This window comes from Arthrobacter sp. TB 23 (assembly GCF_000294595.1).
GTDB lineage: Bacteria > Actinomycetota > Actinomycetes > Actinomycetales > Micrococcaceae > Arthrobacter_D.
In genome coordinates this window covers 1822-22886 of record NZ_ALPM01000056.1, presented here as the reverse complement: position 1 = coordinate 22886, position 21065 = coordinate 1822, and the positions used below count along the sequence as shown (strand labels likewise).

Genomic DNA, 21065 nt, shown 5'->3' with positions numbered 1-21065 from the left:
GCCGGGTCTGGCTCGCCAAGATGGAGCCATGACTTCAACAGCGAGTGCAGACGTGTACGTGGTGTGGCTGCAAGACGTGGGAATAGCTGACGTGCCTTCGGTCGGAGGTAAGAACGCGTCACTCGGCGAGCTCACGCGTTCCCTCCTCGGGTCGGGTGTGCGGGTCCCCGACGGTTTCGCCACTACTGCGTCGGCCTACCGGGCCTTCATCGCCGTCAACGGCATTGAACCCGGCATTCGTGACACGGTCAACCGGTATCATGCTGGCGAGTCGACGTTGCGGGAAGCAGGAGAGACCATTCGGGCATTGATACTGGAAGGCGAATTTCCTGCAGACATCGCCGCCGAGATCACTGGGCACTATCGGGCGCTGTCTTCCCGGACCGGCAGGCCGTCAGCCTCGGTGGCAGTGCGTAGCAGTGCGACGGCAGAGGACCTCCCCGACGCAAGCTTCGCAGGTCAGCAGGAGACGTTTTTGAACATTTCGGGAGAACGCGAACTCCTTGAAGCCTGCAGACGGTGTTTCGCCTCGTTGTTCACCGATCGGGCGATCAGCTACCGGGAGATGAAGGGATTCGACCATGTGAGCGTCGCCCTGTCGATCGGCGTGCAGCTGATGGTGCGTTCGGATCTTGGTGCGTCGGGGGTGATGTTTTCCATCGACACGGAGTCAGGTTTTCCGCGCAGCGTGGTGATCAGCGCAGCCTGGGGCCTGGGAGAGACTGTCGTTCAGGGAAGTATCAACCCGGATAAATACCAGGTCTTCAAGCCGTTGCTTGCCACACCCCACTTTGTTCCGATCATCGAGAAGACGGTGGGCTCCAAGGAACGAAAAATGGTGTACAGCCGCGGTGGGCACGCACGCACGCGGACGATAGAAACGACCGATCTGGAGCGGGAGTCAATTGTACTTTCCGACCACGAGATCCTGACGCTGGCCCGCTGGGCTGTCTCGGTGGAAGAGCATTACGAGCGGCCGATGGATATGGAGTGGGCCAAGGACGGATCAACCGGGGAGCTCTTCATGGTCCAGGCCCGCCCGGAGACCGTTCAGGCGCAACGCAGCGAAACCACGTTCAACGTGTATCACCTGCGGGAGTCGGGGCGGCGTCTCCTCTCAGGCGCGGCCATTGGCGAGGCAATCGCACACGGCGACGCCTGTGTTGTGCTTGATGCGCAGGACATCGACAAGTTTCGGGACGGCGCCATTCTGGTCACCAGGATGACCGATCCGGATTGGGTACCGGTGATGAAACGGGCGGCGGGGATCGTGACCGATCATGGCGGTCCCACCAGCCATGCGGCGATTGTCAGCCGGGAATTGGGCGTACCAGCCGTGGTGGGTACCGGGAACGGAACCTCGCTGCTTGAGGATGGATCGGCGATTACCATCTCGTGTGCTGGCGGTGAGGATGGGGGAGTGTACGAGGGAACGCTCGCCTTTGAGGTGGAGGAAGTTGACCTCGGCGCCCTGCCGGAGACCAACACCGCGGTCATGGTCAATATCGCCAGCCCCGNGCCGCTGCCTTCCAATGGTGGCGGCTCCCGGCGGCAGGCGTTGGCCTGGCACGGATGGAATTCATTATCAACAACCTCATTCGTATCCATCCGATGGCACTTGTTCACCCGGAATTGGTGACTGATCCCGACGAGATGGCGCAGATCAGACAGCTCACCCGCGGTCATGACACTTTGCTTGAATACTTCGTTGACGTTCTCTCACGGGGCATCGCAAAAATCGCAGCACCTTATTACCCGGGCCCGGTCATCGTCAGGCTCAGCGACTTCAAAAGCAACGAGTACGCCCATCTGATTGGTGGAAGCTATTTTGAGACCGCAGAAGAGAATCCGATGCTGGGGTTCCGCGGGTCCTCGCGCTACTATGACGAGCGTTACCGGGAAGGATTTGCGCTTGAATGCCGCGCAATCAAGCGGGTCCGCGAGCAGCTTGGCTTTGCGAACGTCCTGGTGATGGTGCCGTTCTGCCGCACGCTCCGCGAAGCAGAGCTGGTCATCGAGGTAATGGCGGAGAACGGTCTGGTCCGGGGGGACGAAGGACTGCAGATCTACATGATGTGCGAAATACCGTCAAACGTTATTCTTGCCTCGGAGTTCGCCCGGCACTTTGACGGGTTTTCGATCGGTTCCAATGATCTGACACAACTGGTCCTTGGCGTCGACCGCGATTCGGAGCATTTGGCACAACTGTTTGACGAACGAGACGAGGCCGTCAAGTGGATGATCTCGCGTGCCATCGACAAAGCTCACGCGGCGGGAATAAAGATCGGCATTTGTGGACAGGGACCAAGCGACCACGAGGATTTCGCGGCGTTCCTGGTCGAGCAGGGGATCGACTCAATCTCGCTGAACCCCGATACTTTTCTCCGCACAGTCCAGGTCATCGCCGAGGCAGAGAAGTCACGAGTAGCTTCGAAACGCCAGACAGGTCAGAACCGCCAGACAGGGCAGTAGGGCAGCGCGGGCTTATGGGCGCTTATTCCAGCCTAGGGGCGCTTATTCCAGCCCAGCACGCATAGCGTCATCCAACCGACCGCCCCAGGCGAGCGGCGCAGCGATTCGGAACCGTCGCCCGCTGATGCTTTCGGGAACGATTCGAACAAAATGATCCTTCTTGCCGGCCTCCCAGGGAACGAGCAGACGGCCCACAGAGTTGAGCACCTCCGGAGTGCGGTCCAGCCTGTACGCGGGACCTTTAACAACGACACTCCAGGCGATAACCCCCTCCTTGTCTACTCCGTCCGCCTCCAGTGCAACCCGCTGGCCCAAAGCGGCGGCCAACTTGGAACCGTGGCCTGTCCGAAAGATGAAATCCCCGCCGTCGATTCTGTAGTTGATGGGGAAAATCTCGGGCTGCTCGTTGGCCCAGACTGCTAGCCGGCCGATCGAACCTCGTCGGAAGAGTTCCCAGCATTCTTCAGGGGAAAGGGTAGTGGTCCTGGGTATTTCAGCGCCGGTAGTCATGACCCCGAGCCTAGATCGATCTGCGGCCAACTCCTAGGGCCCAAAGACCCTTCAACGAGTGAGTTGGCCGCTGCCAGCCGCCTAGTCGTCATGCTTAACTTTATGAATCGGGGTAATCACCGTGGGACAGGGCAGATGACCAAGCACCCCGTGGGCAGTCGAGCCCAGCAGTAGCCGCCTGAAGCCTCCCCGACCGCGACTCCCGATCACAAGTAGGTGGGCGCCGGCTGCTGTCTGAACCAGGGCCGCCGCGGGTTTGGCGTCGGTCACCATCACCTTTCGCACGAGAAGCCCCGGGTAGTCCTCCCGGACGCCCGAAACGGTTTCAGACAACACGACCTGTTCCTCCTCTTCGAGGGCTTTGTCGAGGCTGGGCGAAAGGAGGCCCTTGTCGAGGAGATGGTTCGGCGTGTTCAGGGAATACACCACAATTAATTCCTGGCCATTCCGGTCGGCTTCGGCTGCGGCAAAGGCGACCGCCTGGGTGGATTCCTCCGAACCGTCGACGCCAACAACAACTCCCTTCCCGTTTCCCGCATGATCCCCAATGACTGCGACTGGGCAGGTGGCGGTTGCCGCGATCTGCAGAGCCCTATCCGTGAGCGTGCCACCCAGGTGGGCGCTGCCGGAGCCAACCACCAGCATTGACGCGTTGGCCGAGAATTCGCCGAGCGCCCCAGCGACACTGCCCTCCAGCAGCTTGGTGGTGATGTCGACGCCGGTGCTCCCGCGGACACGTTGTGCCGCGGTTTCCAGCAGCTTCTGCCCGTTGTCCATCAGGCTCTCCGTCCAGGGAATCGCCTCGGTGACCCAGCGGTCGTCAACGACGTGCAGAATAATCAGCGGCACTCCATAACGATCGGCGCGAGCGGCTGCCCAGGTCACCGCCGCCTGACCACGAGCATTATCAGTGGTTGCAACGGCTATCGGTTTTGACGATTCCATGGTGGCCTCCCAGCGCGATGGTTAGGAGACCTACTGTCCTGCACCGCACCACAACCCGATAGGGCCCAAAGTCACGAGTACCGTGATCCGAAGGGGCAGCTGGGAGCACTACTTCAGCAAAGCCACATCAGAGACCAGATCGATGTGTGACTGCATCGCCGCCGCGGCCGCCGTCGGGTTCCCGGAACGGATCGCCTCGGCGATGATCCGATGCGACTTCAGTGACTGTTCGGGCCGCCCCGGCTGACTCAGTGACTCAATCCGGGTCTCCAATACCATCTCCGCGATGAACGCCATCAGTTGGGCCAGCACGGGGGAGTGGGCGGCGGAGGTGACCGCCTGATGGAACGACTCATCACCCTGGGTGCCCCGACCGCCCGCCGTCACCTCGGTGGCCATTGCTTCAAGGGCAGCGTCAATAGCCGCCAGGTCTGCTGCGGTCCGCCGGGAAGCGGCAAGGGCGGCCAGTTTCACCTCGAGGGTGCTGCGTGCTTCGGTGATCTCGGGCAGCCTGGTCTGATGCTCACGTAGCTTCCTGATCACCGTTGCCAAGCTCGGCCGATACACCAGCACCGCCCCCGTGCCGTGCTGCACATCGATTACGCCCAGCACTTCGAGGGCCACCAGCGCCTGAGCCAGTGTCGCCCGCGAAACTCCTAGTTGTTCGGCAAGGATTCGCTCAGCGGGCAGGAGATCACCGGGCCCCAGTTGGGCGTCCTCGATGTAGACGAGGATCTGCTCGACCAGCTGCTCATAGAGTCGTGGCCGGGGTGCGCGGCCAAGCTGCCGTGGGTCGGGCAGTGCGTTCATCAGCGGTCCTCAACGTCAGTGGGGAGATGTCATGCCAGTTTAGGGGGCGAGCAGGTCACAATTGACAAATGGATCAGTGTCTAACAGTCTAGTCCAGTGCGCCGGTAACGTGCGTCACATCACACTTTCACTGGCGAAAGAAGACCTATGTCCGTCCCACTCCTCTCAATCATCATCCTGGCAGCGATGTTCCTCATCGCTACCTTGCTGCCCGTCAATATGGGTGCCCTCGCCTTTGTTGGCGCTTTCCTGCTGGGTGCAGTCTTCCTCGGCATGGAAACCGATGACATCATTGCCAACTTCCCCGGCGGCCTGTTCCTCACCCTGGTTGGCGTCACCTATCTCTTTGCGATCGCCCAAAACAACGGCACGATCGACCTCCTGGTCAGCGGAGCGGTCAAACTTGTCCGCAGCCGGGTGGCCCTGATCCCGTGGATCATGTTCGTCATCACGGGCGTCATCACCGCCGTCGGCGCGCTCGGCCCCGCAGCCGTAGCAATCATGGCACCCGTCGCGCTCGGTTTCGCGGCCAAGCACAAGATCAGCCCGCTGCTGATGGGCATGATGGTGGTGCACGGCGCACAGGCCGGCGGCTTCTCGCCCATCGCCGTCTACGGCGTCATCGTCAACGGCATTGTCGCCGACACCGGCTTCGACTACAGCCCCATGGCACTCTTCCTCTCCAGCCTCATCTTCAACTTCCTCATCGCCGTCGTCCTGTTCCTGGTTCTCGGTGGCCGGAAACTGTTCTCCGCCCGGGTCGAGCAGTTCGTCGAAAACGCAGCCGATGCCCGGATGCACGCCAGCGTGGGCGCTCGCGCCTCGGGTGCCGACGTCGACTTCCGCGGTACCGGGTCGGGCACCGACTCGCTCAAGGGCAAAGCCAAGCCAGCCAGCGACGGCGCCGTCGGCACCGAGAACAAGCAGACTCTCGCGCAGTTCGCCACCATCGCCGGTCTGATCGTCCTCGCCGTCGTGGCGCTGGGCTTCAAGGTCGACGTCGGCTTCGTTGCCATCACCATCGCCGTCGCCCTCGCCTTGATCTCTCCACGGTCCCAAAAGGGTGCGGTCGAAAAAATCAGCTGGTCAACGGTGCTCCTGATCTGCGGCATGCTCACCTTTGTGGGTGTCCTGCAGGAAGCCGGAACCATCGAATACGTGTCCGACGGTGTCGCCAGCCTCGGCATGCCGTTGCTCGCTGCCCTGCTGATCTGCTACATCGGTGCAGTCGTCTCCGCGTTCGCCTCCTCCACGGCGATCCTCGCCGCGCTGATTCCGCTAGCCATCCCGTTCCTGGAATCCGGTGAAATCGGAGCGATCGGCGTCATCGCCGCCCTGTCCATCGCCTCCACCGTGGTTGACGTTTCCCCGTTCTCCACCAACGGTGCGTTGGTACTTGCCAACGCCCCCGAGGGCACTGACAGGGACCGCTTCTACAAGCAGATCCTCGCCTACGGCGGCATCATCGTCGTCGTCGGACCGCTGGTCGCCTGGCTGGTCCTCGTGGTGCCGGGCTGGCTCTAGGCCCTGAACGCCGGAACCGGACACCCCACTGAAAGGAAAAAGATCACCATGACCGACGTTATTACCAGCCCCGCAGAGCGGTCCGGCCCACTCGCCGGCACCCTCGTGGTGGACCTTAGCCGCGCCCTGGCCGGACCCCACGCTGCAATGATGCTGGCCGACCTTGGTGCCCGCGTGATCAAAGTGGAGAACCCCGGTTCCGGCGATGACACCCGCGGCTGGGGCCCACCCTTCGTGGGGCCCGAGGACAACCCGCAGGCCACATATTTCCTGTCCTGTAACCGGAACAAGGAATCGATCGCCCTGGATCTGAAGAGCGACGACGGGAAGAAGGTCCTGACCGCCCTGCTGGAACGGGCCGACGTCGTCGTCGAAAACTTCCGGCCGGGTGTCCTGGACCGCCTGGGATTCTCGACCGAAGCAATGCACCAGCTCAACCCCCGCCTGGTCGTCCTCTCCATCACCGGGTTCGGGCACGACGGACCAGAATCCAGCCGGAGCGGGTACGACCAAATCCTGCAGGGCGAGGCAGGCCTGATGTCACTCACCGGGCCCAGCCCGGATGACCCGCAACGCGTCGGTGTGCCGATCGCTGACCTCCTCTCCGGGATGTACGGGGCGTACGGCGCCCTGGCGGCACTGCTGGAAAGGGAAAAAACCGGCAAGGGCCAGGTGGTTCGGACCTCGCTGCTTGCCGCGCTGGTCGGTGTCCACGCGTTCCAGGGCACCAGGACCACTGTCGCCGGCGAGGTGCCGAAGGCGCAGGGCAACCACCACCCGTCCATCGCACCCTACGGCCTCTTCAACTGCGACGCCGGGAAGGTCCAGATCAGCGTCGGCAGCGAGAAGCTGTGGCAAAAGTTCGCCACAACCTTCGGGCTCGACGCCGACCGCGCCGAGTTCGCCAGCAACGGTGATCGTGTGCGTAACCGCGACCTGCTGATCGGCGAGATCGAACAGGCTTTCGCCGCGTACGAGTCGGAGCCCCTGCTGGCAAAGCTCAACGAAGCCGGCATTCCGGCGGGCAAGGTCCGGTCCCTCGATGAGGTGTACGAGTGGGAGCAGGTGAAGTCGCAGGGCCTGCTGATCGACGTCGAGCACCAGTTGCTGGGCAAGGTCAGCCTCCCCGGCCCCCCGTTGCGGTTCTTCGATGGCTCCGAGCAGGAGACCACCAACTCAAGCCACACCGCGCCTCCGCTGCTGGACCAGGATGGTGCCGACATCCGGCGCTGGCTGGACGACGCGCTGGCGAAGGACTCCTAGCATGACGACGACCCAGCCGGTGCGCCATCTCACGGCAGCGGAACTGATTGACGTGGTTCTTGATCCGGGTACCTTCACCGCCTGGGATAAACCTGTGCCCGGCCCGCACCCGGACGCGGGGTACGAGCGGGAGCTGCAGGCCGCCCGGGAGAAGAGCGGCGTGGACGAGTCGGTCATCACCGGCGAGGGCCTGATCCGCGGCCGCCGCGTGGCAGTGATCGTCTCCGAGTTCCGGTTCCTTGCCGGTTCCATCGGGCTGGCGGCCGCCAATCGGATTGTCGAGGCAGTCGAACGGGCCACCCGGGAGGAACTTCCGTTGCTCGCCGGGCCCGCATCCGGCGGCACCAGGATGCAGGAGGGCACCCTCGCGTTCCTGTCGATGGTGAAGATTTCGGCTGCCGTGCGCACCCACCGGCGGGCGCGGTTGCCGTACCTGGTGTATCTGCGGCACCCGACCACCGGCGGCGTCATGGCGTCCTGGGGCTCCCTCGGCCACGTGACCGTCGCTGAACCTGGCGCGTTGCTCGGCTTCCTTGGCCCGCGGGTCTACGAGGCGCTGTATGGCACCCCGTTCCCCGAGAACGTGCAGATCTCCGAGAACCTGTACGACAAGGGGCTCATTGATGCGGTCGTCCCTCCGGAGCTGCTCCCCGAAATCGTTGACCGCGCGCTGAACGTTCTGACGCAGCAAGCAACAGCACCGGTGCCACCTCCGGCGACCCTCGACGTCGTACCCTCCCCGGTGGACGCCTGGACCTCCATCGAGATTTCCCGCAACCGGCGTCGCCCCGATCTGCGAAGACTGCTCAGCTGGGCCGCCCAGGATGTACTGCCGCTCAACGGCACTGGCCAGGGCGAAAAGGACCCCGGTCTCCAGTTGGCGCTTGCCCGTTTCGGCCACCAATCGTGCGTGGTGTTGGGCCATAACAGGTCCCGGGTGGCACCGGAAAGCTCAATGGGTCCTGCGTCGCTGCGCGAGGCGCGACGAGGCATGAAACTGGCCGAAGAACTTGGCCTGCCATTGCTGACCGTGATTGATACCGCTGGCGCCGCACTGTCCAGAGAGGCGGAGGAGGGTGGTCTTGCGGGCGAAATCGCCCGATCGCTTTACGACCTCATCGGCTTGCAGTCACCAACGGTTTCGGTGCTGCTCGGACAGGGCGCCGGCGGGGGAGCGCTGGCGCTCCTCCCTGCGGACCGCACCATCGCCGCCCACCACGCCTGGCTGTCACCGCTGCCACCCGAGGGGGCCAGCGCGATCATGCACCGGAGCACCGAGTTCGCGCCGGCGCTGTCAGAAGCGCAAGGAGTCAATGCAGCGTCGTTGCATGCCAACGGGCTGGTCGACCACCTGGTGGACGAGCGCGATGACGCCGCCGAGGAAGCCAAGGCGTTTTGCCTCCGGATGGGAGCAGCTATCGAGTACGAGCTGTCGTCTCTGGCAGGGGAATCCATTGACACCCTCCTGACCCGGCGGGCCGCCAAGTATCGCGATCTGGGGCCCCGATTGGCTGATCCGACGGGTTAGCAGGGACGCCTGGGTACGCTTCTCAAGTGCGGTGGGAAACACCCGGTGGGGTACGCTGAATCGACACCCACAACCTGGAGACGACCATGCAACTCGACACCTCAGAGCTGACCCCAGTCATCAACCGCCTCAAGCGCGCGCAGGGCCAATTGGCTGCTGTCACCCGCATGCTCGAGGAGGGTAAGGACTGCAAGGACGTCATCACCCAGTTGGCTGCCGTGTCGAAGGCTTTGGACCGTGCAGGGTTCGCGATCATTGCCACCGGGCTGGAGCAATGTCTTACCAGCGACGACGCCACCATGGACAAAAAAGATCTCGAAAAGTTGTTCCTGTCCCTCGCCTAACCGGCCCTGCACGTCACACGGCGCGCCGGCGGCCGTCCGCTATTGCGGGCAGGCGGTTTGGGTGGCATAGTTCGGTCCGTGCGGGGCGCCGCAGAGCTCTCGCGCTGCCTGGTCTCGACCCCCACACTGACTCAACGGTGAGGTTTCATGTCCCACAGCAGTAGGCGCGGTCCGGTTGATCCTCGCGTTAAGGATTCCGTCCAGCAGGATGCCGTCCAGAGTCCCTCCCTGGCAGACCTTCTCGGCCGCACCGCTGATGGAGATCAGGAGGCTTTCGCTGCCCTGTACAGGCAGACCTGCAAACGGGTCTACGGGCTGGTGCTGCGGGTGATCCAAAATGCAGCAATTGCGGCGGAAGTGGTGCAGGAGGTGTATCTGATGCTGTGGGCGTCGTCGGGCCAGTTCGACGCCGATCGAGGCTCTCCCCATAGCTGGATTTTGACCCTCGCTCACCGGCGCGCCGTCGACCGGGTGCGTAGCGAGCAAAGTTCTGCCGGACGTGACGCGGCGTACAGCCTGCGGTCAGCGGCAGTCCGACCGGACAGCGTTGAAGAAACGGTGCACCACACCCTGATGTCAGAGAGCGTCAGAAAGTGTCTTGGATCCCTCACCGACCGGCAGGCAGAGGCCATCAGCCTGGCCTACTACGGCGGAATGACCTATGTCGAAGTCGCTGAGACGCTACAGATCAAGCTTCCCACCGCCAAATCGCGGATTCAGGCAGGGCTGACCCGCCTGCGGGACGCCATGGAAGCCGACGGCTACGACGCCCTCTCCCGGTGAGCAGGAAGAAAGACAACCTTATGGACCCATACCTTCAACAGTGGTTCACGCGCCTGGCCGTCATGACGTCCGGGCTTGACCTCAACTCGGTCTGGGACAACTACACAGAAATCGGTGGCACCTGCGACATCGTCGAGTTCAAGGCGTACATTCACGGCCTGATGCAGCTCGAGCAATTCCAGCGGGACATGGTCTCCCACGCAATTAACGAGATGCTCGATGACAAGGATTCACCAGTGCGCCGTGCGGCGTACACAACCGACGACGTTTCCCTCGCCACAGGTGTCCCCACCGAAAGCAGCTTCGAAAGCCTGACCGATCCAGCGCTGCGACGCCTGACGACGACGGCGGCTGCCCTGTTCCCGGTCAACCAGGCCGAATCGCTGCGGCTACAGTCGTTGCATCGGACCGGGCTGATGGGGTCGGCTCCCGAGGAGCGATTCGACCGGATCACCCGACGGGCACAAGAGCAGTTTGGTGTCAGCTCTGCCTCGATTGCCCTGATCGGCCAGCACCGCCAGTTCATCAAATCGGTGACGGGTCCCATCGGTGAGAATGTCCCGCGCCGGATTTCCTTCTGTGACCAGACCATTCGCAGCGAACGGGTGATGGTGGTGCGTGATGCGCTGGCGGACAGCAAATTCCGGAACAATCCACTGGTGCAACTGAAACCGCACATCAGGTTTTATGCAGGATATGCGCTGCGTGGCCCCGGTGGTTGGCCGGTCGGCACGCTGTGCATCATCGATGACCGTCCGCGAGACTTCTCGGCGGCCGATGAGCTGGCCTTAAAGCAGTTGGCCGCCGAAGCCCAGAACCAGATGGAGATGAATCGGTCCTAGGACTCCAGCGGCCAACAGCCTGTCCGGGCTACTTCGCGGGAGCCATCGACATGGGCAGAACCCGCCGCATGACATCTGACAGCGTAATGACGCCGATGAACTTGCCATCGTCTATCACGGCCGCAAGCTGAACACTCGCGCTCCGGATCTGAGCCAACGCCTCATAGACCGGAACATCGGCCTCCAGCAGGAAGGCTGCACCGGCCAGCTCACGGACCTGGCGATCCGCTGGCTCGAGGAGCGTGTCCCGAACGTGGATCACCCCGGGAGGAGTACCGGCGTCGCCCTGCACGAGGATACGGAGGTGCTTCGACCGCGCCGCCGCTTCCTGGACATCGGCCATCGTGGCAGTGTCCGGCACCACCGTGGGCGCGCCGCCGGGAGCGATGAGTGAGCGAACCGTGAGGCTTTCCAGTTCCAGCGCACCCGACAGCTGCGTCTGGTAGGACGCCTCGAGTGCCCCAGTTGCAGCGGAATGCTCGACCAGGTGACGAATCGACCCGGCGTCCAACCCGCCGGCCGCAGCCCGGTTCACAGGTGTGACACCGCTGGCAGCGACGAGGCGGTTCGCGATGGCATTGACCCAGACCAGCAGAGGCCGGACGAGCCAAATGAAACCGCGTGACGGCAGCCCGATGAGCTTGGCAGACCGCTCGGGGTGGGCAATGGCCCACGACTTGGGCGCCATTTCTCCTACGACGAGGTGAAGGAAGGTCACAAACAGGAGGGACAGCCCAAACGCTGTACCGCCGGCTATTGCCTCCGGGATGCCCCAGGATGCGAGTACCGGACCCAACCAGGCGTCAACAGCCGGTTTGGTGATCGCGCCGAGAGCAAACGTGCAGGCGGTAATTCCCAGCTGGGCACCCGCAAGCATGATGGTGAGTTCGTTGATACCCCGCAGCGCGGCACGCGCTGAACGGTTGTTGGCCGCCTCGGCTTCAAGCCGGTAGCGGCGTGCACCCAACAGGGCGAATTCGATCACGACGAAGAATGCACTAAGGACGATGAGTAGCACCGTTACCAGGGTTACGATCATCGGGTTTCCTCACTAGTTTCATCAGCTGCGTCGGTGCGGCGCTCAGCGCGCTCACCGGCGTCGGCGTTCTCTGGGGTGAGCTCGATCAGCCGCACCAGTAACTCGCTCGGTACATGCCGGGTTACTTCGAGGACTTCGACGTCGAGCACACGGCGGACGGGCTCATCCTCGACCAGGTCGCGGGGATCGTCGGGGAGAACCACAGTGACTGTTTCGCCGACGGCCGGCAGTTCGCCGCGAACGGCGATCAGCACACCCGAGATCGTCTCGTAGTCGCCCTCGGGCAGTTCGTGCCCGATAGCGCGCTCCACCTCATCGACGTGCACGTCACCACTCATCCGCCAGATGAAGTCCTCTTCGGACTCGATCGTGGGTGGTGCTTCGTCGTCGTGCTCGTCGGTGAGTTCACCGACGAGTTCCTCTGCAAGATCCTCGACGGTGATGACGCCGGTGAAGCCGCCATACTCATCGATCACGCAGGCAAGCTCGTTGCGGGAGTTCATCAGCTGCTCCAGCGCATTGGGCAGGGACATCAGGGTCGGCAGCACCAGCGGCGGGTGCATGACCGCCGTCACCAGGGTGTCGTCGCTGATGCTTGCCGGCAGAATATCCGCGAGCTGGACGACGCCGAGGGGTTCCTCGGTTTCGGACACCACGGGATAGCGGGTGTGGGCATCGGCCATCAGGGTGCGCACATAGCCCACCGTTGCCTCGGGCCCGACGGTGCCGACCTGTGACCGCGGAATCATCGCGTGTTCAATATCCCGGTCGGGGAAGTCGAGGATACGGTCAATCAGCATCGACAGTTCTTCGGGCAGGTCACCACTCTGGCGGGAATCGGCCACAATGCGGTCCAGATCCTTCGCAGTTGCGGTGGTATCGACGTCGTGGACTGGTTCAACCCGGACGAGCCGCAGCAGGGCGTTGGCCGAGTGGTCGAAGATCGTGATCAGCCAGCCGAACGCGGCAAGGTAGATCGTGGTTGAGCGAGCCAGTCCGCGCGCCAGCGGCTCAGCATTGGCGATGGCCAGGTTCTTCGGATACAGCTCACCGAAGATCATCTGGACAACTGCCGCAACAACGAGGGCCAGTACCGTGCCGATTGAGATACCCAGGGCGGCCGGCAAACCGGCCCCGCCGAGCAGGACACCCAGTGACTCACCGACCAGCGGTTCAGCCACGTAACCAATCAGTAGACCGGTGACAGTGATGCCCAGTTGGGCGCCCGACAGCATGAAGGACGTTCGCTTGGTGACCTTCAGGGCCCGTTGGGCAGAGACATCGCCGGCTTCGGCCAGGACCGCAAGCTTGGTCCGGTCGACCGACATGTAGGCAAATTCCTGGGCCACGAAATAGCCGTTGGCGGCAATGATGGCGAGGATGATGATGATGCCCAGTAAGAGGGTGAGCAGGGTGATCGTCATTTAGTTGACCCCCCGCAGTCGGCCGGCGTGAACCCACGGCCGAGACTTGATTCAGGATTCAGATTGAAAGAACAACAATGACTGGGGTCATCAGAGGACCCCGGTTGCGTACGCAGTTAGACCAGCACCTTTAGCAGTCTTGGAAACATTGACATAACCACTATACCGAGAGCCCTGCGACGGCCAGTAACCTACTACCCGGTGGCCGCGTTCGACCTTCCGCCGGAGCAGGGAAGAATAGGGCTGTGAGTGAGGCAGGGCAGTTCATCGACACCGCGCTCCAGCGCGAGGCGTCGTGGGAGCGGGCCGATGATCGGGGTAGCGGGGGCCTGCGGATTTATGGGGCGTCGGTAGGCGCGGTCCGGGGCGCCGTCCGGGATGCCTTCCGCCGCTACCGTGGGCTGGAGCACGACGCCGTGCTGGCGCTCAGTTCGGAGCTGTGGGCGGTAGGGGTGTTTGAACGCCGGTTGGCGGCCATCGTGGTGCTGCAGTCGAGATTGGCACTCCTTCAGGTGACAGACCTGACCCGGGTGGAGGGATTTCTGCGGCAGGGGGGCAGGCCGGAGTTGGTCGATCCGCTGGCCATCGACGTGGTGGGTCCGTTGACCGACCGGCTGAACCAACGGGACGGGGACCGTGCAGCAGTGATACTGGACCGGTGGGCGGCCGACGTCGACCCCTGGCTCGGCCGGGCGGCGCTCCTCTCGTCGCTCCGCCCCTTGCGTACCGGAGGTGGCGACTGGGACGGCCTGGTGCGGCGGGTCAAAGCCGCGAGAGCAGCAAACCGTGAGGGGGCCGGGCACGACGTCGTCGGCGAGGCAATCGAGCTGATCGCCAGGGAACTGGCCACAGCCCGCCCGGAACTGGTCGTGCCACCGGTGTAGCGCGCCCACCGCAACAGCAGCGGAACGCGTCATAGACTGGTGCTGCGGCGGCCCCGGGTTGGGGCCAGCCACCCACCGCAGTCCAGCAAAGGTGCTCCTTCATGCCAGCTTCCTACTATCGCCCGCTGGGCGAAGGCAGTTTCGAATCCACCATCCACGCGCAGGGTGCCTGGAACCCCGAAGAACAACACATGGCGCCAGCGGCCGGGTTGCTGGCTCTCTGCCTCGAGCAGTGCAGTCCTCGACCTGACCTGCGGATGGCGCGACTCAGCTTCGACATCCTTGGCATGATCCCCGGGGGCACGTTCGATGTGCTGGTCAAGGTCATCAGACCGGGCAAGACCATCGAACTGCTGGAAGCGGAGATGGTCTCCGGCGGACGGACGGTGATCCGTGCCAAAGCCTGGCGCCTGGCGAAGGCCGACAGTGCGGCGGTTGCGGCAATCGAGGACGCACCTATGCCCGGCCCTGACCAGGCGGGCCCCTTTGCGGACAGGACCGCCTGGCCCGGGGGATTTATCGAGTCCCTGGAGTTTCGGGTCGTCGAGGGTCATCGCCCGGGCCGGGGCCGGGTCTGGTTGCGTACCCCACATCAGATGGTTGAAGGCACTCCGACAGCTGATCTGGTGCGGCTGATCGGCCTGATTGATACAGCGAACGGGGTGTCGGCACGGGTTCCTCCCGGACCGGGCAGCTGGATGTTCCCTAACCTCGACCTGCAGGTCCACCTGTACCGCGAACCGGCGGGGGAGTGGCTGGGCCTGGAGACGAGCGTCAGTTTCGGTGCTGACGGGATTGGGCTGACCTCCGCGGTGTTGCATGACACCACGGGTCCCTTCGGACGGGCTGAGCAGATCCTCACCATCCGGAAGCTGTAACGACGCCCTGCCAACGGCCGCACTGCAACTAGGGTTGATACGAGTTATACCTGTCGATTCAAAGGAGCAGCACGATGGAATACCGCAAGCTTGGCAACAGCGGCACTGCAGTGTCGGCGTACGCCCTGGGCACGATGACCTTCGGCGCGGAGGCCGACGAAGCGACTTCCCACCAGATCCTCAGCGCCTACGCGGCTGCTGGCGGCAACTTCATCGACACCGCCGACGTGTACACAGCTGGCGCGTCCGAGAGGATCATCGGTTCCTGGCTGGCCAAGAACCCCACGGAGCGCGACCAGATGGTCCTCGCGTCAAAGGGTCGTTTCCCGATGGGAGATGGCGTCAACGATATTGGCCTGTCCCGCCGTCACCTGCGCCGGGCGCTGGACGATTCACTGGCCCGGCTGGGCGTCGACCACATTGACCTGTACCAGGTGCATTCGTGGGATCCACTCACTCCGCTGGAGGAGACCCTGGGTTTCCTCGAGGATTCGATCCGCAACGGCAAGATCGGCTACTACGGATTCTCCAACTATTCCGGCTGGCAAATGACCAAGGCCGTCTGGCTGGCCAAGGCCCACGGCTGGAACGCGCCGGTCACCCTGCAGCCCCAGTACAGTCTGTTGGTCCGCGAGATCGAGTCGGAAATTGTTCCGGCAGCGCTCGACGCCGATATCGGCCTCCTGCCCTGGTCGCCGCTGGGCGGTGGCTGGCTCACCGGAAAGTACCAGCGGGATACCTCTCCAACCGGCGAGACGCGGCTGGGCGAGAACCCCGAGCGCGGCATGGAAGCCTGGAAGGAACGCAACGCCAAGGAGCGCACCTGGCGCATTATTGACACCGTCGTAGAGATTGCAGCTGAGCGGGAGGTCACGGCATCGCAGGTGGCCCTCGCCTGGGTGGCCCAGCAGCCAGCTGTCACCTCGGTCATCCTGGGGGCACGGAACACCGATCAGCTCACCGACAACCTGGGCGCCGACTCGGTGACCCTGAGCGCCGCCGAGGTCGACAGGCTTTCAACGGTCAGCGCACCGGAGGTCTCCGACTACCCCTACGGTGTGCCGGGCCAGGAGCAGCGCAGCCGCAAGATTGACGGCGGGCGCTAACCACCCGACGAAGCCCNGGGATGGTCAACCGGCAGGGCGGGCTTCAGGGCAGGTTTGGCAGCCCCGGCTGGTACAGCCACGGGTGGAGGAGGGCTGCCGCGTCGAAGCCGGGGACCGTGGAGCAGCTCTCATCGGCCAGCTCGATCAGGTCGGCAGTGCTGACGTGCTGGTGCCTGAACCGGGCGGTCCAGTCGCGAAGCATCCCGAAAAAGAGCTCGTCGCCGGCGGCGATCCTCAAGGCGTGGAGCGCCAGGGCGCCGCGTTTGTAAACCCGGTCGTCGAACATGTCCGAGCCGCCGGGATCACCAATGATCAGATCCTCCGGTTCTGTGGCGAGCCCACGCCACGCCTCGGTGGCCCGTTGCGAAGTGGAAAGGGACCCCGACCTTTCTGACCACAGCCATTCGGCGTAGCAGGCGAAGCCCTCGTGCAGCCAGATGTCCTGCCAGGCACTCACCGTCAGGGAGTTACCGAACCACTGGTGGGACAGTTCGTGGGCGATGAGCCGCTGAGATTCCCACTCGGTGGTGAGATGGTTGCTGCCCAGAATCGACAACGACTGCGCTTCCAACGGAATCTCCAGTACATCGTCAGCTACCACCACGGTGTACGCATCAAACGGATAAGGGCCGAAGAGTTCGGTGAAGGCGCTGATCATCTCGTGCTGACGCGAGAGTGCGCGGCGTGCCGCGTCCCGCAGGCCCACGGGTGCGGCAGTGAACTGCGGCACGGGGGTGGTGCTGGACCGCTCCAACTGGTAGCGGCCAATCTGGACTGTGGCCAGATACGTGGCCATCGGCTCTGGCTGGTCATACACCCAGGTGCCGCGACTCGCTTTTGGCGTATGGGATACCAGCCGGCCATTGCAAATGGCGCGGTAGTTCGCGTCGGTGGTGACAGCCATCCGGTAGGTGGCTTTGTGGCTGGGATGGTCATTGCACGGGAACCAGGACGGGCTGCCGGTGGGCTGCCCGGCAACGAGGACGCCGTCAGTGAGCTCCTCCCAGCCCACCTCGCCCCAGGTGCTTCTGGTGGGTTTGGGGTTTCCGCCGTACTTGATGTCGAGGGTGAATTCCTGACCCCCGCCGATGGGTTCGCCCGGGGTGACGATCAGCCGGGATCCTCGCGTGCTGAAGCGCTGGACCTGGCCGCCGCTGAGGGTCACCTTGGTGACTTTCAACCCCGCCAGGTCCAGCTCAATCCGCTCCAATGGCTGGGACGAGGGACCGGCGGCGCGGCCGGTGATGACGGCGCGGGCGGTCAGTCGGTTGCTCGCCAGCCGGTAGTCAAGGTCAAGGTCGTAGTGCAGGGCGGCCCAGTCGGCGGACCCGTGCCCGGGGGTATAGGGGTCGAGCGTGTCACCGATGCGTGCGACGACGCTTCTGATGGCTTCCCTCATGGGGCAACCGCCGGGCTTTTCCACGGGCTGACCGGGTTGCCGATCCAGTAGCTTCCCGCTGGCACTGTCTCGCCGCGCATTACCAGCGACGCCGGTCCAACCGTCGATCCGCTAGCCAGGCAGGCGGCAGGAAGTATCACTCCGTGGGGTCCCATGGTTGCGCCATCCTTCAAGGTTACGGTGTCCATGGACATCACCCGGTCATGGAAGAGATGGGTCTGGATGACGCACCCGCGATTGACTGTGCTGCTGTCACCAAGGGTTACCAGGTCGGCTTCCGGCAGCCAATAGCTTTCGCACCACACGCCGTGGCCGATCCTGGCTCCCAGGGCCCTTAACCACCAGACGAGTGCGGGAGTGCCGCTGGCCGCCCGGGCAAACCAGGGGGCGGTAACCGTTTCGATGAAGGCGTCGACAACCTCGTTCCGCCAGATGAACGAACTCCAGAGGGGGTGTTCACCCGCACTGATTCGGCCGACCAGCAACCATTTGACGGCGACCGCGCTGACGGCCGCCACCGTCCCGGCCGTCATCATGACCAGCCCGCCGAGGAGTGCAGCAACCAGGTAGCCCCACTGCCCGGCAATGGCGTCGAGCCCCACGAGCACCAGCACGGCGATCACCACGGTCAGCAGCGTTGCGGCGAGCCGGCACACCTCCCATGCTCCCCTTGCCACCTTCAACCGTCGTGGTGGGTCGAAGGTTCGGGTCTGATCGGCTTCCATCTGGGTGCGGCGCAACCGGACCGGCGGGCTTCCCAACCAGGACGTACCGGCTTTGGCCTTGGCGGGGGTGGCGGACAGCACCGCCACCAGCGAATTTTTGGGTACCCGGCGGCCCGCGGCGGTCATCCCCGAATTGCCGAGGAACGCTCGCTTACCGATTTTCGCCGGCGCCACCTTCATCCAGCCCCCACCGAGTTCGTAGGATGCGACCATCGTGTCATCGGCGAGGAAAGCGCCGTCGCCAATGGTGGTCATTTTCGGAACCAACAGCACAGTCGAAATCTCGACGTTCTTGCCGACCGTAGCGCCAAGAAGTCGCAGCCACACCGGCGTGAACAGGCTCGCGTACACGGGGAAGAGCAGATCGCGGGCCAGGTCAAGGACTCGTTCGGTGGCCCAGACCTGCCAGCCCACACGGCTCCGGACCCGATGATACCCCTCCCGCAGCCCGATCCCGAGTAGTCTGACGGCTGCCAGGATCAGGATCATCGTTGCCACAAACCAGAGCAGGCCAGCGATGGGCACCGACCAGGCGAGTTGTGGCAGGGCGTCGGACAGTCCTGCGGTGCCGCGCAGGGCGGTGAGGATCGGCAGGGCAGCAATGGCGGCGGCCAGATAGGGGATGCCGGAGAGGATGCCCGAGGCGGCGGCGAATGCCGGGAAGCTGAGGGTGACCGACGGCGACGACGCCGGAGCATCGGGCCAGATGGGCTTGGCTTTGCCGATCCGGGTGGCAGGGGACCCAGCGTACTGCTGGCCGGGTCGTACCTTGCCCAGGACCGCCGAACCCGGGGCAACCTGTGAGTCGGCGCCCACCCGGGTGCCGGGCATCAGCGTGCTCCTGGTGCCGATGAGGGCTCGCTCCCCGACGCTGATCCTGCCGATGTGGACCAGGTCACCATCAATCCACCAGCCCGAAAGGTCCACCTCGGGTTCGACGGAGCTGCCGCTGCCCAGATGAAGCATTCCGGTGACCGGGGGGACCGAGTGGAGGTCGACGTCGCGCCCAATCTTTGCCCCCAGCGCCCTGGCGTAGTAGGTGACCCACGGTGCGCTGGCAAGACTGACTGCGGCTGCCATGTCCGCGATTTGTTCGGCAAGCCAGAGTTTCAGGTGCACCCTGCCGCTGCGGGGGTAGCTTCCCGGCTGGACCCCGCGTAGCAGGATCCTCGCGGCGATAACCGAAATCCCCATCCGCCCCAGCGGGCTGACGAACACGATCCAGCTGGCAAGGATCCACCCCCAGGACAGCGTGGTTGTCGCTGCGATTCCGGAGATCACGAGAACCTGATTGATGATCATCAGGTAGGTCAGCCAGCGCATCCCCACCAGCATGAAGAGGGGAATGCCCATCAGTGTCTGGAAGATCTGGGCTTTGCGGGTGGTGCGGGCGACGTTCCGCTCAATCCTGATCGTGCCGCCGACCGGTTCCGATCCTTTCACCATGTCAATCAACGCGCCCACCCGCGGGTGGGCGTAAATGTCGGCAACCGTGACCGTCGGATACTGCTGCCGCAGGGCGGACACCAGCTGCGCCGCAGACAGGCTGCCGCCACCGTGGGCGAAGAAGTCCGCATCCAATCCCGACGCCGGGACGCCGAGTACTGCCGTCCACTGGTCCACCACCCACTGGGCTTCGTCGTCGAGGGCCGGGGCGTCGTCGTCGTTGTGCTGGGCGAGGGGCCAGGGGAGCGCCGACCGATCCACCTTTCCACTGGTTTTGGTCGGCAGGGAATCGGTTTCGCTGAGCATCGGAATCAGCGCCGCGGGCAGCGAACCAGCAAGCTCGGAGCGCAGCTCCGGCAGGTCGAGCGGTGCTCCGGCGGCGACGAGATAGCCCACCAGTATCTGGTTGCCGGCGGCGGTGGTCTGCACTGCGGCTGCGGCACCTGCGACGCCGGGCAAGGACTGCAGGGCGGCATCGACTTCGCCGAGTTCGATCCGTCGGCCGCCGAGCTTCACCTGTTCATCGGCGCGTCCCATAAATTCGAGCCCCACCGGGTCAAACCTGACCAGGTCCCCGCTGCGATAGGCGCGGTCCCAACCCAGCGACGGCATGGGAGCGTATTTTTCCTTGTCCTTCTGCGGATCGAGGTAGCGGGCCAGCCCAACCCCGCCGATAATCAGCTCACCGACCTCGCCGGCGGCCACCGGAAGACCTGAACTGTCGACGACGGCGAGATCCCAGCCGTCCAGGGGAAGCCCAATGCGCACCGGTCCTGGACCGCCGAGCAGAGCGGCACAGGCGACGACGGTCGCCTCCGTGGGGCCGTAGGTGTTCCACAGCTCCCGGTCCTCGGTCGCCAGCCTTGCTGCGAGCTCGGGTGGGCAGGCCTCTCCGCCGAAGATCAGCAGTCTGACGGCTTCGAGAGATTCGACCGGCCACAGGGCGGCAAGGGTAGGAACCGTCGAAACCATGGTGATGCCGTGGGTGATCAGCCACGGACCGAGATCCATGCCCGAACGCACCAGGGCGCGCGGGGCCGGCACCAGGCAGGCGCCGTTGCGCCAGGCCAGCCACATCTCCTCGCAGGAGGCGTCGAAGGCGACGGAGAGTCCGGCGAGGACCCGGTCGGTAGGGCCCGCCGG

Annotated in this window: 16 protein-coding genes and 1 pseudogene (1 of these 17 running past the window's edge); 10 read left to right on the top strand and 7 right to left on the bottom strand. The window is 64.1% G+C overall.

What is annotated here, in order from left to right:
- Positions 1–28 precede the first annotated feature (28 nt).
- Positions 29–2472: pseudogene (gene ppsA, locus B384_RS18150) on the top strand (phosphoenolpyruvate synthase).
- Between the two features lie 42 nt (positions 2473–2514).
- Here ppsA and B384_RS0107355 read toward each other — a convergent pair.
- The 3 genes from B384_RS0107355 to B384_RS0107345 form a co-directional block, all read right to left on the bottom strand.
- Entirely contained in the window at positions 2515–2982 is a 468-nt protein-coding gene (locus tag B384_RS0107355; protein ID WP_019482473.1) for a pyridoxamine 5'-phosphate oxidase family protein, read from the bottom strand.
- 81 nt (positions 2983–3063) lie between these two features.
- A complete protein-coding gene (locus tag B384_RS0107350; RefSeq protein ID WP_019482472.1) occupies positions 3064–3927 on the bottom strand; it encodes a universal stress protein in 864 nt (287 codons plus the stop codon).
- 108 nt (positions 3928–4035) lie between these two features.
- On the bottom strand, positions 4036–4737 hold the full coding sequence (locus tag B384_RS0107345) for a FadR/GntR family transcriptional regulator (protein ID WP_019482471.1): 702 nt from the start codon (positions 4735–4737) through the stop codon (positions 4036–4038).
- 147 nt (positions 4738–4884) lie between these two features.
- On the opposite strand from B384_RS0107345, the gene B384_RS0107340 reads away from it, so the two are divergent.
- The 6 genes from B384_RS0107340 to B384_RS19640 all read left to right on the top strand — a co-directional run bounded on the left by B384_RS0107340 (position 4885) and on the right by B384_RS19640 (position 11021).
- The gene (locus tag B384_RS0107340; protein WP_019482470.1) at positions 4885–6261 is read left to right on the top strand and encodes an SLC13 family permease; all 1377 of its coding nucleotides are present in this window, start codon (positions 4885–4887) and stop codon (positions 6259–6261) included.
- A 48-nt stretch (positions 6262–6309) separates the two neighbouring features.
- On the top strand, positions 6310–7524 hold the full coding sequence (locus tag B384_RS0107335) for a CaiB/BaiF CoA transferase family protein (protein WP_019482469.1): 1215 nt from the start codon (positions 6310–6312) through the stop codon (positions 7522–7524).
- A 1-nt stretch (position 7525) separates the two neighbouring features.
- A complete protein-coding gene (locus tag B384_RS0107330) occupies positions 7526–9052 on the top strand; it encodes a carboxyl transferase domain-containing protein (RefSeq protein ID WP_019482468.1) in 1527 nt (508 codons plus the stop codon).
- Between the two features lie 86 nt (positions 9053–9138).
- Positions 9139–9396 (top strand): metal-sensitive transcriptional regulator, encoded by a 258-nt coding sequence (locus B384_RS0107325; RefSeq protein ID WP_019482467.1) that lies wholly within the window; start codon positions 9139–9141, stop codon positions 9394–9396.
- Positions 9397–9543: 147 nt separating this feature from the next.
- Positions 9544–10179 (top strand): ECF RNA polymerase sigma factor SigK, encoded by a 636-nt coding sequence (gene sigK / locus B384_RS0107320; RefSeq protein ID WP_019482466.1) that lies wholly within the window; start codon positions 9544–9546, stop codon positions 10177–10179.
- Positions 10180–10199: 20 nt separating this feature from the next.
- Entirely contained in the window at positions 10200–11021 is an 822-nt protein-coding gene (locus B384_RS19640; RefSeq protein WP_019482465.1) for a GAF domain-containing protein, read from the top strand.
- 28 nt (positions 11022–11049) lie between these two features.
- Here the strand turns inward: B384_RS19640 and B384_RS0107310 are convergent, their stop codons facing one another.
- Together B384_RS0107310 and B384_RS0107305 are read right to left on the bottom strand one after the other, a co-directional pair.
- Positions 11050–12060 (bottom strand): CNNM domain-containing protein, encoded by a 1011-nt coding sequence (locus B384_RS0107310; RefSeq protein WP_019482464.1) that lies wholly within the window; start codon positions 12058–12060, stop codon positions 11050–11052.
- Complete coding sequence (locus B384_RS0107305) at positions 12057–13484, bottom strand: hemolysin family protein (protein ID WP_019482463.1); 1428 nt, start codon at positions 13482–13484, stop codon at positions 12057–12059. The genes B384_RS0107310 and B384_RS0107305 overlap by 4 nt, the downstream gene beginning before the upstream one ends.
- A 245-nt stretch (positions 13485–13729) precedes the next feature.
- On the opposite strand from B384_RS0107305, the gene B384_RS0107300 reads away from it, so the two are divergent.
- The 3 genes from B384_RS0107300 (at position 13730) to B384_RS0107290 (ending at position 16352) form a co-directional block, all read left to right on the top strand.
- Positions 13730–14368, top strand: coding sequence for a DNA alkylation repair protein (locus B384_RS0107300; protein ID WP_019482462.1), 639 nt, complete (start codon positions 13730–13732; stop codon positions 14366–14368).
- Between the two features lie 101 nt (positions 14369–14469).
- The gene (locus tag B384_RS0107295; protein ID WP_019482461.1) at positions 14470–15246 is read left to right on the top strand and encodes a thioesterase family protein; all 777 of its coding nucleotides are present in this window, start codon (positions 14470–14472) and stop codon (positions 15244–15246) included.
- 74 nt (positions 15247–15320) lie between these two features.
- A complete protein-coding gene (locus B384_RS0107290; RefSeq protein WP_019482460.1) occupies positions 15321–16352 on the top strand; it encodes an aldo/keto reductase in 1032 nt (343 codons plus the stop codon).
- A gap of 43 nt (positions 16353–16395) precedes the next feature.
- On the opposite strand, the gene B384_RS0107285 is transcribed toward B384_RS0107290, so the two are convergent.
- On the bottom strand, positions 16396–17751 hold the full coding sequence (locus B384_RS0107285) for a M1 family metallopeptidase (protein WP_019482459.1): 1356 nt from the start codon (positions 17749–17751) through the stop codon (positions 16396–16398).
- A protein-coding gene (locus B384_RS0107280; RefSeq protein ID WP_019482458.1) for a Pls/PosA family non-ribosomal peptide synthetase crosses the window boundary here: on the bottom strand, positions 17748–21065 show its 3' portion. It continues 561 nt past the right edge of the window; 3318 of the gene's 3879 nt are visible here — the last part of the coding sequence; its start codon lies beyond the right edge, outside the window — the gene reads right to left on this strand; its stop codon occupies positions 17748–17750. The genes B384_RS0107285 and B384_RS0107280 overlap by 4 nt, the downstream gene beginning before the upstream one ends.

What these genes read in the sequence shown, in the direction of transcription:
- B384_RS0107330 (WP_019482468.1), top strand. Translation starts at nt 7,526, where the DNA reads ATGACGACGACCCAGCCGGTGCGCCATCTCACGGCAGCGGAACTGATT.
- B384_RS0107285 (WP_019482459.1), bottom strand. Translation starts at nt 17,751, where the DNA reads ATGAGGGAAGCCATCAGAAGCGTCGTCGCACGCATCGGTGACACGCTC.
- B384_RS0107340 (WP_019482470.1), top strand. Translation starts at nt 4,885, where the DNA reads ATGTCCGTCCCACTCCTCTCAATCATCATCCTGGCAGCGATGTTCCTC.
- B384_RS0107310 (WP_019482464.1), bottom strand. Translation starts at nt 12,060, where the DNA reads ATGATCGTAACCCTGGTAACGGTGCTACTCATCGTCCTTAGTGCATTC.
- B384_RS0107350 (WP_019482472.1), bottom strand. Translation starts at nt 3,927, where the DNA reads ATGGAATCGTCAAAACCGATAGCCGTTGCAACCACTGATAATGCTCGT.
- B384_RS19640 (WP_019482465.1), top strand. Translation starts at nt 10,200, where the DNA reads ATGGACCCATACCTTCAACAGTGGTTCACGCGCCTGGCCGTCATGACG.
- B384_RS0107325 (WP_019482467.1), top strand. Translation starts at nt 9,139, where the DNA reads ATGCAACTCGACACCTCAGAGCTGACCCCAGTCATCAACCGCCTCAAG.
- sigK (WP_019482466.1), top strand. Translation starts at nt 9,544, where the DNA reads ATGTCCCACAGCAGTAGGCGCGGTCCGGTTGATCCTCGCGTTAAGGAT.
- B384_RS0107355 (WP_019482473.1), bottom strand. Translation starts at nt 2,982, where the DNA reads ATGACTACCGGCGCTGAAATACCCAGGACCACTACCCTTTCCCCTGAA.
- B384_RS0107305 (WP_019482463.1), bottom strand. Translation starts at nt 13,484, where the DNA reads ATGACGATCACCCTGCTCACCCTCTTACTGGGCATCATCATCATCCTC.
- B384_RS0107295 (WP_019482461.1), top strand. Translation starts at nt 14,470, where the DNA reads ATGCCAGCTTCCTACTATCGCCCGCTGGGCGAAGGCAGTTTCGAATCC.
- B384_RS0107345 (WP_019482471.1), bottom strand. Translation starts at nt 4,737, where the DNA reads ATGAACGCACTGCCCGACCCACGGCAGCTTGGCCGCGCACCCCGGCCA.
- B384_RS0107290 (WP_019482460.1), top strand. Translation starts at nt 15,321, where the DNA reads ATGGAATACCGCAAGCTTGGCAACAGCGGCACTGCAGTGTCGGCGTAC.
- B384_RS0107335 (WP_019482469.1), top strand. Translation starts at nt 6,310, where the DNA reads ATGACCGACGTTATTACCAGCCCCGCAGAGCGGTCCGGCCCACTCGCC.